At 59.9% G+C, this 16,186-nt stretch carries 16 protein-coding genes and 2 pseudogenes; 3 read left to right on the forward strand and 15 right to left on the reverse strand.

What is annotated here, in order from left to right:
* Positions 1 to 4 precede the first annotated feature (4 nt).
* From HDC32_RS24620 to HDC32_RS24625, 3 genes and pseudogenes are all read right to left on the reverse strand, one after another.
* Positions 5 to 298 (reverse strand): hypothetical protein, encoded by a 294-nt coding sequence (locus HDC32_RS24620; protein ID WP_409438494.1) that lies wholly within the window; start codon positions 296 to 298, stop codon positions 5 to 7.
* A gap of 23 nt (positions 299 to 321) precedes the next feature.
* A pseudogene (locus HDC32_RS32530) lies at positions 322 to 663 on the reverse strand (TonB-dependent siderophore receptor); the annotation flags it as partial.
* Between the two features lie 218 nt (positions 664 to 881).
* On the reverse strand, positions 882 to 1,319 hold the full coding sequence (locus HDC32_RS24625; RefSeq protein WP_131700628.1) for a DUF3995 domain-containing protein: 438 nt from the start codon (positions 1,317 to 1,319) through the stop codon (positions 882 to 884).
* Positions 1,320 to 1,411: 92 nt separating this feature from the next.
* Between HDC32_RS24625 and HDC32_RS32125 the strand changes: the two are divergent.
* Positions 1,412 to 1,513 (forward strand): annotated as a pseudogene (locus HDC32_RS32125) (DUF2946 domain-containing protein); the annotation flags it as partial.
* A 113-nt stretch (positions 1,514 to 1,626) separates the two neighbouring features.
* On the opposite strand, the gene HDC32_RS24635 reads toward HDC32_RS32125, so the two are convergent.
* Together HDC32_RS24635 and HDC32_RS24640 are read right to left on the reverse strand one after the other, a co-directional pair.
* Complete coding sequence (locus tag HDC32_RS24635; RefSeq protein WP_184745859.1) at positions 1,627 to 2,643, reverse strand: ABC transporter substrate-binding protein; 1,017 nt, start codon at positions 2,641 to 2,643, stop codon at positions 1,627 to 1,629.
* Positions 2,644 to 2,776: 133 nt separating this feature from the next.
* Entirely contained in the window at positions 2,777 to 3,226 is a 450-nt protein-coding gene (locus tag HDC32_RS24640) for a hypothetical protein (protein WP_177409513.1), read from the reverse strand.
* Between the two features lie 792 nt (positions 3,227 to 4,018).
* On the opposite strand from HDC32_RS24640, the gene HDC32_RS24645 reads away from it, so the two are divergent.
* On the forward strand, positions 4,019 to 4,249 hold the full coding sequence (locus HDC32_RS24645; protein WP_065927941.1) for a hypothetical protein: 231 nt from the start codon (positions 4,019 to 4,021) through the stop codon (positions 4,247 to 4,249).
* A 72-nt stretch (positions 4,250 to 4,321) separates the two neighbouring features.
* A complete protein-coding gene (locus HDC32_RS24650; RefSeq protein ID WP_184745861.1) occupies positions 4,322 to 4,558 on the forward strand; it encodes a DUF2789 domain-containing protein in 237 nt (78 codons plus the stop codon).
* A 106-nt stretch (positions 4,559 to 4,664) separates the two neighbouring features.
* Here the strand turns inward: HDC32_RS24650 and HDC32_RS24655 are convergent, their stop codons facing one another.
* From HDC32_RS24655 to HDC32_RS24700, 10 genes are all read right to left on the reverse strand, one after another.
* On the reverse strand, positions 4,665 to 6,347 hold the full coding sequence (locus HDC32_RS24655) for a methyl-accepting chemotaxis protein (protein ID WP_409438556.1): 1,683 nt from the start codon (positions 6,345 to 6,347) through the stop codon (positions 4,665 to 4,667).
* Positions 6,348 to 6,443: 96 nt separating this feature from the next.
* The gene (locus HDC32_RS24660; RefSeq protein ID WP_003191666.1) at positions 6,444 to 6,848 is read right to left on the reverse strand and encodes a TraR/DksA family transcriptional regulator; all 405 of its coding nucleotides are present in this window, start codon (positions 6,846 to 6,848) and stop codon (positions 6,444 to 6,446) included.
* Between the two features lie 359 nt (positions 6,849 to 7,207).
* Positions 7,208 to 8,230: an ABC transporter permease gene (locus tag HDC32_RS24665; RefSeq protein WP_024076018.1), complete on the reverse strand. Its 1,023-nt coding sequence runs from the start codon at positions 8,228 to 8,230 to the stop codon at positions 7,208 to 7,210.
* Between the two features lie 58 nt (positions 8,231 to 8,288).
* Complete coding sequence (locus tag HDC32_RS24670) at positions 8,289 to 9,842, reverse strand: sugar ABC transporter ATP-binding protein (protein WP_184745862.1); 1,554 nt, start codon at positions 9,840 to 9,842, stop codon at positions 8,289 to 8,291.
* A 65-nt stretch (positions 9,843 to 9,907) separates the two neighbouring features.
* Positions 9,908 to 10,843: a sugar ABC transporter substrate-binding protein gene (locus HDC32_RS24675; RefSeq protein ID WP_131700623.1), complete on the reverse strand. Its 936-nt coding sequence runs from the start codon at positions 10,841 to 10,843 to the stop codon at positions 9,908 to 9,910.
* 48 nt (positions 10,844 to 10,891) lie between these two features.
* Positions 10,892 to 11,068: a hypothetical protein gene (locus tag HDC32_RS24680; protein ID WP_167655448.1), complete on the reverse strand. Its 177-nt coding sequence runs from the start codon at positions 11,066 to 11,068 to the stop codon at positions 10,892 to 10,894.
* A gap of 127 nt (positions 11,069 to 11,195) precedes the next feature.
* Entirely contained in the window at positions 11,196 to 12,224 is a 1,029-nt protein-coding gene (locus tag HDC32_RS24685; RefSeq protein ID WP_184745864.1) for a Gfo/Idh/MocA family oxidoreductase, read from the reverse strand.
* Positions 12,225 to 12,374: 150 nt separating this feature from the next.
* Positions 12,375 to 13,385, reverse strand: coding sequence for a Gfo/Idh/MocA family protein (locus HDC32_RS24690; protein ID WP_184745867.1), 1,011 nt, complete (start codon positions 13,383 to 13,385; stop codon positions 12,375 to 12,377).
* Positions 13,386 to 13,404: 19 nt separating this feature from the next.
* Complete coding sequence (iolD, locus tag HDC32_RS24695) at positions 13,405 to 15,336, reverse strand: 3D-(3,5/4)-trihydroxycyclohexane-1,2-dione acylhydrolase (decyclizing) (RefSeq protein ID WP_145337259.1); 1,932 nt, start codon at positions 15,334 to 15,336, stop codon at positions 13,405 to 13,407.
* A 10-nt stretch (positions 15,337 to 15,346) separates the two neighbouring features.
* Positions 15,347 to 16,162, reverse strand: a complete 816-nt coding sequence (locus HDC32_RS24700) for a TIM barrel protein (RefSeq protein ID WP_167655446.1) — start codon at positions 16,160 to 16,162, stop codon at positions 15,347 to 15,349.
* Between the last annotated feature and the right edge of the window lie 24 nt (positions 16,163 to 16,186).

The following is a 16,186-nucleotide window of genomic DNA, read 5'->3' on the forward strand; positions in this document are numbered from 1 at the left end:
CCACCTAACCACCTGAAAATAAAAGCGATTCTGGCGAGAATTTTGTTACAAAGGGGCCATTAAATTGCCTTATCGGCGTGCCATCACCACTGGTAGGTCGCGCTGAAGCCGTGTGGCGCGGTACCGCGTAGGTGGTGATGCCCTCAGCGTTAATGGCCGGGTCTACGCCGATATCGTTGATGGGCGCATAACGCACGGTGTTATTCGACTTGCTGATGCGGTTATCCAGGTAAGCATAGGCCGCCGTGTTGTCGTTGAGACTGGCCTTGCCTTCCAGCTCAAAACCACGGGATTGCACTTCGCCGTCCTGGCTCTGGCAGCGGCCGGCACCGAACCGTAGAACGCGCCCTTGGGGTCCTTCTGGAAATGCCCGAGCAAGGTCAGCGAGGTGCCTTCGTCGGCCGCCAGGTGAACGCGCTGGACAACGACTGGCGACGGGTTTCGGTGTGTTCGACCTGGCCATCGGCATCGTCGAAAAGCCCCGCCACCCGGTAGGAATACACGCCTTAATGGTCAATTGGTCGAGACGCGAAGCCGTGGCGCCGCGGGTTTCCGGGAGGACTGCGGCGCTGTAGCGCAGGTCTGGTTGAGGCTCTCGGCATTCTGCGCACGCATCTGTTCATTGGTGCCGATGGAGATCATTAATTTTTTATCAGCTACCGCCCTTATTATATTTAAGAAGGCAAAAATCATTATATGCAACTAACATTAGATTTTTCCGACAACTAATATATCGGAAAAGTTGAATCATTCGAACTATTGGCCGAGTGACCGAAAACATAGGGAAGTGTTATGCCTATCTACTTTACGGAGCGTTGCGTGAGGACAACTTTCTTTTCTTGCATCCCGACTCAATACTATTTAATCAGGACGTAACCCCCTCACCCCCACGCCACCACCAACAGCCCCACCCCCAACACCAAACACAACGGCGAATAAAACCACGTATCCAACCGCGCAAACCGTGACCCGCCGACCTTCTTGAAAAACCCCACCAACTCCGAATCCCCAATCGCCCTGGCAAACATCAGCAGGGCAATCGCGCTGATGCCCCATTGCAACGCCGCATGGGATACCGCCGAAAAGTACAGCCCGGCCCGCAGGCACACCAGCAGCGCAATGCCTACCAAGCCCATCGCCACCAGAAAGGTACCCAGCGCCGAGGGCTTGAACGCAGGGCGAGGCCCGCTGGCGAATTCGCCGGGCAGTTGGGGGATGGCGGCGAGGCTGCCGAGTTTGCCGCCGGCAGCCCAATACAGGTGCACCATGCTGATGCAAGTAAAAACGCCGACGATCCATCGTGCGATGACAAAACTCATGGCGGGTTCTCCCTGAAAGGTGCGAAACAGGATAGTCGCCCTGAGATTTTTTGCAGGTATTTCGTCGGCGGCTGATAGTAAAGTGCCGCCCCATAAAACTCGCCCGTGCCGACCGCTCGCTCATTGCCTGGATGCTCTATTGCTGCGTCCTGTTCAATGTGTTCGCCTGCGGTATCGGCCACGGGCAGAGGGTTCGCTTGAGCTGGCGGTGCAAACCAGATGCTAAAGCGGCAATGCAAAAAAAATGTGGAAGGAGCACCGCCCCTCCCACATTTCTGGATCTCCGCTCGGTAAGTAAGCTTCGTGCTTACTTCAAGCTCGCCTCAACCTTCTGCGCCACATCCTCGGTCAACCACGCCTTCCACACCTCTGGATGTTCCTTGAGAAACGCCTGAGCCATCTCCCGAGGCGCGGTGTGGTTCTCGCTCATGGTCGCCAAGGCTTTATTCAGCGGCTCAATCGGCAACTCAACCTTCTCGAAAAACTTGGCAATCTGCGGATACTCCTTCTGGAACGGCGTGGACACGCCAATACTCAGCTTGGATGCCAACGACCGCGTTGGCTTCGGATCAGGGTTATCCGCATCCGTCAGAGTCTTCCAAGCCTCGGCATCGAACGGTGGTTCTTCCAGCTGGATCAACTTGTAGCGTCCCATCAACGGCGTCGGTGACCAGTAGTAGAACAACACCGGTTTGCCGCGACGGATCGACGAGGCGATTTCGGCATCCAGTGCAGCTCCCGAACCGCTGCGGAAGTTCACGTAGCTGTCATCCAGGCCGTAGGCCTTGAGCTTCTGTTTGTTGACCACTTCCGAGGTCCAGCCGATGGGGCTGTTGAGGAAACGCCCCTTGCCTGGGGATTCCGGGTCCTTGAACACGTCCTTGTAACGCGCCAGGTCCTTCACGCTCTTGAGGTCCGGCGCCAGGGGTTTGATACCTTTGGCCGGGTCGCCCTTGACCACATACTCCGGCACCCACCAACCCTCGGTGGCGCCTTTGACCGTATCGCCCAGGCCCACCACCTTGCCTTCGGCCTCGGCCTTGACCCACACCGGGCTGCGGCCGGCCCACTCTTCACCAATGACCTGGATGTCGTTCTTGGCCAGGGCGGTTTCCAGGGTGATGGTGGTACCGGGCAAGGTGTCGGTGGGCAAGTCGTAGCCCTTCTCGACGATGACCCGCAGTATTTCGGTGATCAGGCTGCCGCTTTCCCAGTTCAGATCGGCAAAGTGCACCGGCGCCTGCGCGGCCGAAGCTGGCAGCGAAGTCACGGATAAACTCAGGGTCGTCAGCGATGCAGCCAACAGCGTTCTCAATCCTTTCATGCCCTTGCACCTCGCGATGTCGCAGCAAACAACGAACGGCTTTGCTGTCTATGCGCGAAGCCTCTGAATAGTTAAGTCAACTCAACTGTAGTAGAGGTTCCGGGAGATAGGAGATGTTCGCAGTATTTACCGATTATTCACTGGCCTTGAACGTCACCAGCTCACCCTTGCGCCATTTGGCGGCCTTGCCGGTCACGGCCTTGAGGGTTTTGGTCAAGCCTTCCTGCAGTTGTTCATTGGCGGCAAACACCAGCATCACACTGTGGCCTTCCTTGAAGACGATGCCCTGACCCTCGGTAGAAGACACAAAGGCGTAGTCGCCCAAGCCATACACCGTCAACTTGATATCGCGGAACTTGAGTTCGAACTTGCCACCTTCGCGACTGGGCAATACCGCAGCACGGAAATGGTCACCCACTTTGAGCTCCAGACGGGGCTTGTCATCCACCACCATGGCCGCTTCGGTATCGATTTCGGCGATGTAGATGCCTTCCGGCGTCTGCTCAGTGATGTAAACAAAACGGGATTGAAACTGCTTGACCAACTTTGCGCGCAAATCACCCAGCACGAACAACGCGTGCATATCCAGATTACTGACTGCCAAGGAAACGCCCCCATATAGAAAAAAGCACTGTCCGCCAGAGCGGGCAGCACAAAGAAACGGCCATCTCGGCACGATCACACAACACATTCATTGAAAAACTGAAGAAGACCCCGTTGCTGCGCCCAAAGCCCCGGACGGGCATGCACGATGGGCCTAGCGCAGGGACATCAGGCATCGCAGGAGATCACAGGTTCAATAACCAGAGAATACCGGTCGACCCGCTTCAGAGAATAACACTATTAAAAACGCAGTTTCCGACAGCTCATACAAACAAAAACATCTCGGCGCGGAACCAGGTGCGGGCTGCCGACGACAATACTAAAACAGCAACACGGGTCAACACCACCTGTAACGCTGCTGGTAGGTCAACAAGATCGACAGGAGCTGACCATGCAACGACGCCCATACGACGCTACGTCTTCCCGCACTCGCTCATCATGTCAGGACGAACGACAATACTACTGCTTGCGCACTCCCAACGGGTACCCCAATTCCGTTCTTTACCAAGTTGTACCCGCCGGAAGAAACTTCTTCCATATCCGCGAAGTTACCAGTGGCAGAATCAAAGGCTTTCGCAGCGACCACATCGAGGCCTGTGAACTGGCCAAGCGGCTGGAAGCCTCACTGCACGACGGGATCGTTTCGTCACCCGGATGACTTTACTGCGCCGCAGCCCTTCAACAACTGCCATACTGGCCTGTCCATTGGAATTTGCCCCCGCACGGGCCAGGTTTCATCAGTGCAGTTGGTTACCTCGAAGGGAAGGCTTACGTGACGGAATTTGATATTGGCGAATTTTTCATCCATGGCGACGCAAGGGAAGTAGACGGTGAGTTTCAAGCAGTGATCGTGATGCGCGCCAAGCCACCGTTGACTACCGTCACGACGCACCAGGTCGAAAAAGACCGTTGGTTCAAGACCCTCGATACCGCCGCCAGCGCCGGAAAAGAATCCGCGCAGGCACTCAAGGCTGCAGTGGATTCAGGGGCACTGACCTCCTGACAATCCGATCGAACTCTACCGCGCCACAAGCCTCCCATGCATAACGATCCTGAAACCCGCACGGAGACTGACATGGATGCGCCAATACCTACACTCGAATCGTTATTTGAACAACTGGGCCTGGACTCAACACCCGAAGCGATCGATGCCTTCATCGTCGCGCACCCGCTGAGTGACGACGTGAAGTTGATCGACGCGCCCTTCTGGACGCCGCAACAGGCTCAGTTCCTCAAGGAAGAACTGCGTGAAGACGCCGATTGGGCCATGGCGGTGGATGAGCTGAACCAGCGCCTGCATCAACCGCAGTAATCCACCCAATGCCGGCTGCCTGACCGCAACGGGCGCAATAGCGCTTGCCAGGCAGCCTGTATTACCCGCTGCTTCCCGACTGGCGAAGCACAGACAGCAACAATCCCTAGCGCACAGCCTTCGCCCCCTCCGGCTTATACCCCAGGCGCAAGCCACCCCAATGCCGCCCCCGGACCATGATCGGCACCGACAAGTCGTGCATCAACTCGCCGGTATCGCGGGTGTAGGTCTGCAATAACACCGCTTGCTGGTGGCTGCCGCAGCGGATCCCGGTGCGGTCATCGAACTTGCGCTTGGTGCGGTTCTGCACCGCGTCGACCTGGGCATCACCGGTCAGCGCCTGGGAAAACGCCTTGTTGTGCGTCGGCACATACCCCTGGGGCGTGCAGGCAATGGCAAACACCAAGCCTTCATGGCGTGGCAACAGCGCTTCCTGGATGGCCGGCAGCACCTGATCGGTGTAGCCATCGAACCGGCTGTGGTACTTGCTCGGGCTGGTGTTGGGGATCAAGGTGTAGCTGCGGTCGAACAAATCATCCAGGCTGATGCGATTCTGCTGTACATCGGCTTCGAATTGCGCGGCAATCCGGCTCGCGCCTTCGCACGCCAGGTCGTAGATGCGCTGGTGATAGTCATCCAGCCCGACTTCCGCCAGGCGCTCACTGATCGTTTCGGCCTGCCCTTCCATCTGCACAGCGGCCTCGGCCAACTGGCGGGTTTGCTGGTCACTGACGATAAGGTCGCTGCGCATTTGCTCCACGGCGTGGAAGAGGCTGTCGAGTTGAACGCGGTTGTCGTCGGTGCCCTGGGCGATTTCATTGACCTGGCCTTCCACACCCGCCGCCAGGCCGGCAATGTTCTCCAGGTGCTCGCCGGCGTGCTCCACCTGCTCGACACCGGTGTGCAAGTCTGCCGAGAGCTGGCGAATCTGCTCAACCACCTGGGCAGTGCGTTGCTGGATATCCGCCACCATCACCCCGACTTCATCGGTGGCCGTGGCAGTGCGGCCCGCCAGCCCACGCACTTCATCCGCCACCACGGCGAACCCGCGACCGTGTTCACCGGCCCGCGCCGCTTCAATCGCGGCGTTGAGCGCCAGCAGGTTGGTCTGGCTGGCGATGGACTGAATCACCAAGGTCACCCGCTGGATTTCTTCACTGCGTTGGCTCAGGGCTTCAATCAACTCTCGACTGGCATTGGCGCGCTGGCTGAGTTGATGCATACGAATGATCGACTGGGCCAGCACTTCACGGCCTTCAGTGCTGCGTTGATGGGCCTGGCTGGCCGCCTGCAGGGCCTCGCGACTGAGTTGAGAGGTGACCTTTTCGGTACTGATCATCACCTCGGCACTGCTGACGATCTGCTTGGCCGCGCCCAATTGCGATTGCACACGAGCCGCCAGTTGCTTGACCGAGTAGGCTACGCCGGCAGCGGAAAGTGCGTTATGGCTGGTGGTATAGGACAGATCACGGGTCAGCTCGCCAATAGCATCGGTAGTGTCGGGCGGTGCCGTGCGGGATGTGCGGTTCATAAGGCTTGGCAGCCAGATCACCAGCAAGGCAATGGGCAGGCAGAGATATATCGGCAGGCTGGCAAACGCCAGGCCCAGCAGTACCAGCACCATTGCGGCGCTCTGCAAGAGCGGCATCAACCAGCCGGGCAACCCACGCACCACCGGTTGCGGTAGCACTGCTGCGCCCATCAGAGATCCGTCTCCAGCCATCTTCGTCACCCCACCGCTTGTCATTATTGTCCCTGCATTAAACGCCACTATCGAGCCATTATCCATGGGCCTTTAGTGGGGTAGCTTGCAGCAGATCAATAGACGAGGGCGTAACGGTCTTTCTCCGGGGGACCGCGCAGGCGACCCCCCAGCTTCAGCGCATCAGGCTTGGCGCTGGTGCTTGTCGATCTGCTCGTGACGCTCTTGCGCTTCGATGCAGTATTTGGTGGTAGGACTGATCAGCAGGCGCTTGAGGCCAATAGGTTCACCGCTGTCATCGCACCAGCCGAAGGAGTCTTCCTTGATGCGTTCCAGTGCACGCTCAAGCTGCGGCAGCATGCGCTGATCGCGGTCGATGGCGTTGACCAGCCAGGTGCGCTCTTCTTCAACGGAAGCGGCGTCGGCCGGGTCGGCCGGGGTGTCCAGGCTTTCAATGGCGATGCGGTTCTGCTCAATGCGCTCGTGGTGCTCCACCTTCATGTCTTGCAGCAACTTCTCGAAAAAAGCGTGCTGTTCGGCATTCATGTAGTCATCCGCCGGCATGGCCAGCAACTTTTCCTTTGTCATTGATTTCTCTATAAAAAATACGTGCATTAAGGCGAATAAGGGAGCGTTCCGGTCGACCTCTGCAGGTCTCGGAAAGGCGCCATCCATTCCAAGCGCCACCCGGCACTCAATTTACGAGGGGCGGCAGTCTAAGGCCGACTTGAGGGCACAGCAACTGAAATGACAGGCATTTTTACCGATATAACCCCCAAAGGCACCAGGACGGGCTTGGCGAATGGTCATCGGAGTGCGTTTATAGCAAGAAATTCAGTGTTGTGGAGCTATATAGAAGACAAACGGTTGAAACAGGCTGTTGATGATTAAATGTGGGAGGGGCGGTGCGACGATTCGACTTGCCCCCTCCCACATTTTGTACTGCGTCAGCGTTTAAGCTTGCGCTTGTTGCGATATTGGTCGATCACCACCGCCACCACGATGATCAGGCCCTTGATGATGTCCTGGATATACGCATCCACGCCGACAAAGGTGAACCCGCTGGCCATCACCCCGAGGATCAGCGCGCCGATCACAGTGCCGGTGATACGCCCTACCCCGCCCGCCAGGCTGGTGCCGCCGATCACCGCGGCGGCAATCGCATCCAGCTCATACGACATGCCCATGCCCGCCTGGCCGGTGGCAGCGCGTGCCGAGGCCACCACACCCGCCAGACCTGCCAGGAGGCCGGCAATGCTGTAGACGATGATCAGGTGCCGCTTGACGTTGATCCCCGACGTCCGCGCCGCCTGCATATTGCCGCCGATGGCGTAGGTGTACTTGCCGTACTTGGTGTAGCGCAGGGCGATATGGAAAATCACCGCTACCACCAGGAAGATGATCACCGGCATCGCGCCATGGCCGATAGCCGTGTACGAATCCGAGAGCATGCTCACCGGCTGGCCTTCGGTGTAGTAGCGCGCCAGGCCACGGGCCGAGACCATCATGCCCAGGGTGGCGATAAACGGCGGAATACCCGTGACGGCGATAATGCTGCCGTTGATCGCCCCCGCCAGCAGCCCCACACCCAACCCCATCGCCACCGGAATCCACACCGGCAAGTCCGTCAGCGAAGGAAACACCGCTCGGGAAAAGTCGGAGGTTTGCGCCAAACTGGCGGCGATCATCGCCGACAGCGCCAACACCGAACCCGACGACAGATCAATCCCCGTGGTGATGATCACCTGGGTCACCCCGATCGCCAGCAGGCCGATGATCGACACTTGCAGGATCATCAGCACCAGGCGCTGGGAGTTCATCAGGAAGCTCTGGTCCCGCACGATCCAGCCAAACAGCTCAAACACCAGGCCGATGCCGATCAGCACCAGGAAGATGCTCAGCTCGGTGGGCAAGCGCCGACGATGCTTGACCGGTGCCGTGGCAGGCTTGTTGTCTGTTATTGCGTTCATAGCCAATCACCTTCTTATTCTATGGCACGGACCAACCGCAGGCCCGCGCGGCTGTTCGTCAGTGGACCGCGGTCATACCGGAGGCCAACTGCATGACTTTTTCCTGGGTCGCATCCGCACGGTCCAAGGTGCCCATCAGTTCGCCTTCGTGCATCACCATCACCCGGTCGCTCATGCCCAGCACTTCAGGCAGCTCGGAGGAAATCATGATCACCGCCATGCCTTCGCCGGCGAGGAAGGAGATCAAGCGATAGATCTCGGCCTTGGCCCCCACGTCGATACCCCGGGTCGGCTCATCGAGGATCAGCAAGCGTGGGTTGGTCATCAGCCAGCGCGCCAGCAAGGCTTTCTGCTGGTTGCCGCCGGACAAGGTGTCGATGCACTGCTCCAGGGACGGCGTCTTCACCCGCAGTTTCTTGCACATGTCCTCGCACAGGGCGCGCAGGGCTTTCTGCTGGATAAAACCGTTGCCCGAATAGTGCGGCAGCACAGCCATTTCCATGTTTTCCAGCACCGACAGGCAGGGGAACAGGCCACTGAGCTTGCGGTCCTCGGTCAACAGCGCAAAGCCTTTTTCGATGGACATGTGCGGGTCGCTGATGCGCACCGCCTCGCCATCCAGGGTGATCTGCCCACCGCTGCAGGGGGTGATGCCGAAAATGGTTTCCGCCACATTGGTGCGCCCCGAGCCCATCAAGCCGGCGATGCCGAGGATCTCACCGGCATGCAGGTCGAACGACACGCCCTGGAACACCCCGTCCAGGCGCAGGTCGCGCACCGACAGCAGCAGTTCGCCGATGGGCGTCTCGCGCACCGGGAACAACTGGCTCAGCTCACGCCCCACCATCATCGAGATCAGGCTGTCGCTGTTCATGCTGTCGGCGCGTTGCAGGCCGATGTACTGGCCGTCGCGGAACACCGCCACTTCATCGGCAATGGCGAACACTTCGTTCATTTTGTGCGTGATGTAGACGATGCCTTTGCCCTGGGCCTTGAGGTCGGCAATGATCGAAAACAGGTGGGCCACTTCCTTGTCGGTAATGGCCGAAGTCGGTTCATCCATGATCAGGATGTCGGAGTCGTAGGACACGGCCTTGGCAATCTCGACCATCTGCCGTTCGGCGATGCTCAGGTTGCCCACGTGTTCCTCGGGGTCCAGGTTGATGCGCAGGCGCGCCAGCAACTCGGCGGTGCAGCGGTGCATTTCGCGGTGGTTGACCATGTGCAGGCTGTTGAGCTGCTCACGGCCGATCCAGATATTCTCGGCGATGCTCATGTGCGGCATCAGGTTGAGTTCCTGGTGGATCATCGCGATCCCGGCCTTCTGCGCCGCGAGCGGCGTGTCAAACACGATGGGCTTGCCGCGCAGGCGGATTTCACCGGCGTCGGGCTGGTAGATGCCGGCGATGATTTTCATCAAGGTCGACTTGCCCGCACCGTTCTCGCCCATCAGTGCCAGCACCGTGCCGGGGCGCACACGCAGTTGTACATCGGCCAGGGCCACGACGCCGGGAAAGCCTTTGCTGATGTTGACGATTTCCAACAGGTAAGGTTCGTCCAGCGGCAACGGCTGGATACCGGGAGTCTGCGAGACAGCGGCTTGAGCGAGCATAAGACGGTACTCCATCAGCAGGGCGTGCACGACCGCCCTGCCGGTTCATTGTTGTTATGTCAGGGCTACTTGAACTTGGCGACGTTTTCCGGGGTGATCAGCTGGAACGGGATGATCACGTTCTGCTCGACCGGCTCGTTCCTGGCCATCTTGCGCGCCGCTTCCACCGAGCCCACTGCCTGGCCCTTGGCATCCTGGAACGCGGAGGCGGCCATGTCACCCTTGGTGATCGCATTCAAGCCATCCGGCGTACCGTCGACCCCCGCGATCAGCACACTGCCCTTTTCCTTGCCGGCCGATTTCAGTGCCATGGACGCGCCGATCGCCATCTCATCGTTGTTGGCCAACACCGCATTGAACTCGCGGCCTTGGGTCAGCCAATCGTTGACCAGGGTCATGCCCTTGTCCCGCAGCCAGATACCGGTCTGTTCCTGTTCGATCTTGATGTCCGGGTACTTGGCCAACACTTCCTTCACGCCCTTGGTGCGGTTGGTGGTGGAGTTGTTCGCCAGGTCGCCCAGCAGGATCACGATCTTGCCCTTGCCGCCGAGTTTCTCAGCGATGTACTGCATTTGCAGTTTGCCGGCCTCGACGTCATCGGAGGTCACGGCCACGACGTCCTTGGGCAAGTCCTTCTGGTCGGGACGGCGGTTGACGAACACCAGCGGGATGCCCGCCTTGGTCGCGGCATTGATGATGTTCTTGGTGGAAGCAGTGTCGACCGGGTTGACGATGATGGCGTCGACGTTCTGGCTGATAAAGTTCTCGACCTGGCTCAGTTGCTTGACCACATCGGCGCGGGCGTCTTCGAACTGCAGCTGCACGCCGTCGCCCTTGGGATAGGACTTGGCCTGCTTGTCCATGTCTTCGCGCAGGTAAGTGAGGAAGGTGTCATCGAACGCGGACATGCTCACGCCGACCTTGATGTCGGCAGCGCTGGCAAAACCGCTGGCCAGCATCATGGATAAAGCCAGCGCGGTAAAACGGATCGGGGTCTTCATGAACGGTCTGTCTCCACTTTCTTGTTGGTTTTTTGGACGTTGCGTTTATCAGAGCTCGGCGGGCAGTCGTACGACCGGTGCGCCTGGAATGCAGCAGACCAGCGCGCCTTGGTTTTCGACGCACAGCATATTAAGGAAGGAGAAGTAGAACGGCCGGGCGCGCGGCAGGCCGCGGGGCGTGTGGGCAGGGCGTAAAACTCGCAGTACAGCGTTGAAGATTTTCATCTGACGGTACCTGGTTGTTTTTGATCTTGTTTTTGTTGAGTCGCCCGAATCGAGTCCGAACGTACTTTATGCAACCTGGAAAAGACTTTATTGGAAAATAATTTCCATATCAACCTGTTTTAGAATTTTATTCTATTTTTGTTGAAACCACCTGCTGGCGCTCGGCGCTGAGGCGTGCAGCGTCCAATATACGGGTGGTTTCCAGCGCGTCATACGCATCCACGGGCAACGGGCCCTGCCCTTGCACCGCCGCTTGCAACTGGCGATAGAACTGGGTCCAGCAGCCCTTCTCCGACGGCACTCGCTCACGTTCCGGCCCCTGTTCGAACCAGCCCCAGCGTCGATGTTCTTCTGCGCCCCAGTGTTCGCCTTCGGTTTTCGGCGACTTGCCGGCCATCAGCGCTTCTTCCTGGCCATCCAGCCCGTCCACGGTGTAGCAACCCAAGGTGCCACTGACGCGAAAACGCGGAGCCTGGCTGTTCTGCAGGGCGTTGCCCCACAAATGGGAAACCACCCCGTTGGCATGGGTCAGGGAGACGAAAAAGCCATGGTCGAGGTTCGGGTATTCAGGGGTGAACTGTAACTGCGCAAAGACTCGGTCCACCGGGCCGAACAGTTGCAGCGCCTGGTCCACCAGGTGGCTGCCCAGGTCCCGCAACCAGCCGCCGCCGCTGGCATTGCCCACGGCTTGCGGGCTGTAGCGCTCGACGCGGGATTCAAAGCGGGTGATCTCACCCAAGACGCCGGCGTCGATCAATTTGCGCAGGGTCAGGTAGTCCGAGTCCCAGCGCCGGTTCTGGTAGACGCTGAGTAACACCTCATGACGCTCGGCGGCAGTGATCAGCGCCTGGGCCTGTTCGGCGTTGGCGGCAAAGGGTTTGTCGCTCACCACCGCCACACCGTGTTCGATGGCTTCCAGCACCAGCGCCGGGCGGCCCTTGAGGGTGGTGGAAATGACCAGGGCATCGACACCGGCTTCGACGATCTGGCCGATGCTGTCAAAGGCCTGGACGCCGGGGTGGTCGGTTGCCAGTTGCTGGCGACGTTCGGGTGATCGGGTGACGACACCGACAAACGTTGCGCCGGGCAGGGTTGCAATCAGCGGCGCATGAAAGAAGCGCCCTCCGTGGCCATAGCCGACAAGTCCGATTCGCATGATCAACTCCTGAATTGAATTGGAAACCAATCAACTGTGGGAGGGGGCTTGCCCCCGATAGCGGTGGGTCAGATAACAACTGGTTGACTGACACACTGCCATCGGGGGCAAGCCCCCTCCCACATTTTTTAACAGAGTTCCTTCAGTGATTTAGCCGTAGAAGTGCGGACGATCCGGCAAGCTCACCTTCACAATCTGCTCACTGCCCTGCGCTTCAATACACGCATCCGCCGCCACCGCAGCCGCAAACCCATCCCAAGCCGACGGCCCACCGACCTGCCCGGCGCGCACGCTATCAATGAAAGCCTGCAACTCCACGTCATAGGCGCCGATAAACCGATCCTTCCAATCCATCAGGATCGCATTCGACAGCTTGGCCCCACTGCGCAACTGCACCTGGGACGGTTCCGGCAATTTGGCGATGCCGGTCTCCCCCACCACTTCGCACTGGATGTCGTAGCCGTACTGGCAGTTCACAAACACTTCCACATCGATACGGGTGCCCTTGGCGGTTTCCAGCAGCACGATCTGCGGGTCACGCAGATGGGCCAGGGCCTTGCTGGTCTTGCGCGGGAACACCACCTGCACCGACACGTAGTCGTCGTTGAGCAGCCAGCGCAGGACATCCAGCTCGTGGATCAGGGTGTCGGTGATCGCCATGTCGGTCTTGTAGTTCTCGCCTACCGTCGGGTTGCGGTGCGCGCAGTGCAGCATCAACGGCTCGCCGATCTGGCCGCTGTCGATCACCGCCTTGAGGGCGCGATATCCTTCGTCATACGGGCGCATAAAGCCGACTTGCACCAGGCGCTTGCCGTAGGCCACTTCGGCGTCGACGATCTTGCGGCAGCCTTCGGCCGTCACCGCCAGAGGCTTCTCACAGAACACCGGTTTGCCGGCGGCGATGGCGGCGAGCACGAATTCCTCGTGGCTCGGGCCCCAGGACGTGACCAGAACCGCCTCGACCTGCGGCGAGTGGATCAGCGCATGGCCGTCCGGGTACACCTCGGCGTCCAGCTTCAACTCCGCGACCACCTTGGCGGCCTGCTCAAGGTTGATGTCGGTTACGGCCACCACCTGGCTGTTGAGCAGGGTCTGGCTGCAACGACGAATATGATCGCGGCCGATGGCGCCGGTACCGATTACACCAAGCTTCAAAGACATACAAACGCTCCTCTTGTTATTAGTACTGCCGGGCCTTGGCCAGGTGTTCATTGAGTTTTTTCGCGGCGGCGTTGGTGCGCTCGCTGGTGGACACCTGCGCCACCCCCACCCGCCACCACGAGAGGTAGCCGTGGACCATGGTCTTGGGCAGGACCTTGATGTCGATCAGGGTCGAGACGCTTTGCGTGCGCGCATCGGCCAGGGCCGCCTCGAGTTGTTCCACACTGCTGACCTTGTAGGTCTTGCAGCCGTAAGCCGCGGCGCTCATGGCGAAATCCACCGGCACCAGGCCACCGTCGAGCTTGCCGCTCTCGGGGTTGCGGTAACGGAACTCGGTGCCGAAGCTGTCCATGCCATTGCCGATCTGCAAATTGTTGATGCAGCCGAAGGCCATGTTGTCGAGCAGCACCACGTTGATCTTGCGGCGCTCCTGGATCGAGGTGGCCAGCTCCGAGTGCAGCATCATGTAGGAACCATCGCCAACCAGGGCATAGACCTCCTTGGTCGGCTCGGCGAGCTTCACGCCGAGGGCGGCGTTGATCTCATAGCCCATGCACGAATAGCCGTACTCGACGTGGTAGGTGTTGACGCCCTTGCTGCGCCAGGCACGCTGCAAGTCGCCGGGCAGGCTGCCGGCCGCAGCGACGATGATCGCGTCGTCGGCCAGGCGCTCGTTGAGCACGCCGAGCACCCGGCTCTGGGTCAGGCACGAACCGGTCAGTTCGATAAATTCACGCAGCACGGCGCGGTCGAGGTGGTCGTCGACTTCCGGCACAAAATCATCGCCGTGGTATTCGACCTGATGGACACGGTCCACTTCGGCGTCCAGTTGCGCCTTGGCGTCGGCGATCTGCTCGCCCCAGCCGGAACGGTAATCACCGAGGGCATCGGCCAACGCGTCGAGGGCGACCCTGGCGTCGGCCAGTACCTGCACGCCGTCGAGTTTCAAGGCATCGCAGGGGCTGATATTGAGGTTGAGAAACTTCACCTCGGCATGCTTGAACAGCGATTTCGACGAGGTGGTGAAGTCGGTATAGCGGGTACCGATGCCAATGATCAGGTCGGCCTCGGGCGCCAGCAGGTTGGCGGCCAGGCAGCCGGTTTCACCGATGCCGCCCACATTCAGTGGATGGCTGGAGACCACGGCACTCTTGCCTGCCTGGGTTTCGGCAAAGGGAATATCAAAACGCTCGGCAAAGGCTTGCAGCGCGGCATTCGCACCGGAGTACTTCACGCCACCACCGCAGATGATCAGCGGTTTGCGCTTGCCTCGGAAAGCCGCCAACGCATCGCCGATCATCGCGGCGGTGGCCGGGCGGCGGTCGATACGGTGCACACGTTTTTGCAGGAAATAGTCCGGGTAATCCCAAGCCTCGCCCTGCACATCCTGTGGCAGCGCCAGGGTCACCGCGCCGGTTTCGGCAGGGTCGGTGAGCACGCGCATGGCGTGAATCGCCGCCGTCATCAGCTGCTCAGGGCGGTTGATACGGTCCCAGTATTTGCTCACGGAACGGAAGGCATCGTTGGTGCTGATGCTCAGGTCGTGGAACTGCTCGATCTGTTGCAGCACAGGGTCGGGCTGGCGGCTGGCGTAGACATCGCCGGGCAGCAACAGCAACGGGATACGGTTGGCGGTGGCGGTCGCCGCCGCGGTGAGCATATTCGCAGCACCTGGGCCGACGGAGGCGGTGCAGGCGTAGATCTTGCGGCGCAGGTGCTGCTTGGCAAAACCGATGGCGGCATGGGCCATGCCCTGCTCGTTACGGCCCTGATGCACCACGAGGTCGCCGCTGTCCTGTTCCAGGGCCTGGCCCAGACCCAGCACATTGCCGTGGCCGAAAATGGTGAACACGCCGGCGACGAACTTGCTCTGCACGCCATCGACTTCGATGTACTGGTTATCCAAAAACTTCACCAGGGCCTGGGCCATGGTCAATCGGGTAGTGGTCATGTCGCGCCCCTTATCGTTTCTGCAGGTGGGCGATGCTTGCCCCCAAGGCCTGCTGGATATCCGCCAGCTCGTGCACGCTTGTCGCAAACGGTTCGAACGACAGGTAGCCGCTGTAACCGCTGCTGAGCAAGGTGTCGATCTGCGCGGCATTGCCGAGGATATCGCCCTCGCCCACCAGCACGCGGTGGCCGTCGCGGATCGAATTGAGCGGCGCCTGGACATCTTCCACGCCGGAGATATGCACCAGCCCGGTCAGTTCCGGGAAGAACTCATGCTCGCTGGCCAGGTGGTGATGGAAGGTGTCGTGTACCAGGCGGAACACATCCAGGCCGCCGATGGACTGGATCGCGTTCACCGCCACGCGCTTGCGGCGCATGGCGCACTCTTCGAAGCCCAGGGGCTCGATAAACCCGAGAATCCCGTACTCGCGCAGGATCGGCGCCAGCTCGCTCAACGCGGTGCGCAAACCGGCGGCGCGCTGGGCTTCGTTGCGGGTGTCGCCGGGTTCATTGAACGGGCACATAACCAAGCCTTGCGCACCGCATTCGCGGGCATAGGTGGCGAGCGCTATCGCCTGGGCGCGGCGCTCGTCGTTCCACACATCGAAGGGGTACAGCGCGTTGATCGACAGCACCGTGATGCCCTGGGCGGCGCACAATTCACGCACGCGGCTGGCCGGGGTGCCGTATTCGATCTGACGATCCTTGAGGTCGTTGCGAATCTCGATGGCATCGCATTTCAAGGCCACGGCCAGTTGGATGAAATCCGGCAGGGACAGGTTGGGCGCGACCATACGGTTAAGGGCAAAGCGTAGAGGCGACTTCATTGTTGTTGTTCTCCGTCCAACACC

It is taken from the genome of Pseudomonas sp. JAI120, assembly GCF_014207255.1.
Classification (GTDB): Bacteria; Pseudomonadota; Gammaproteobacteria; order Pseudomonadales; family Pseudomonadaceae; genus Aquipseudomonas.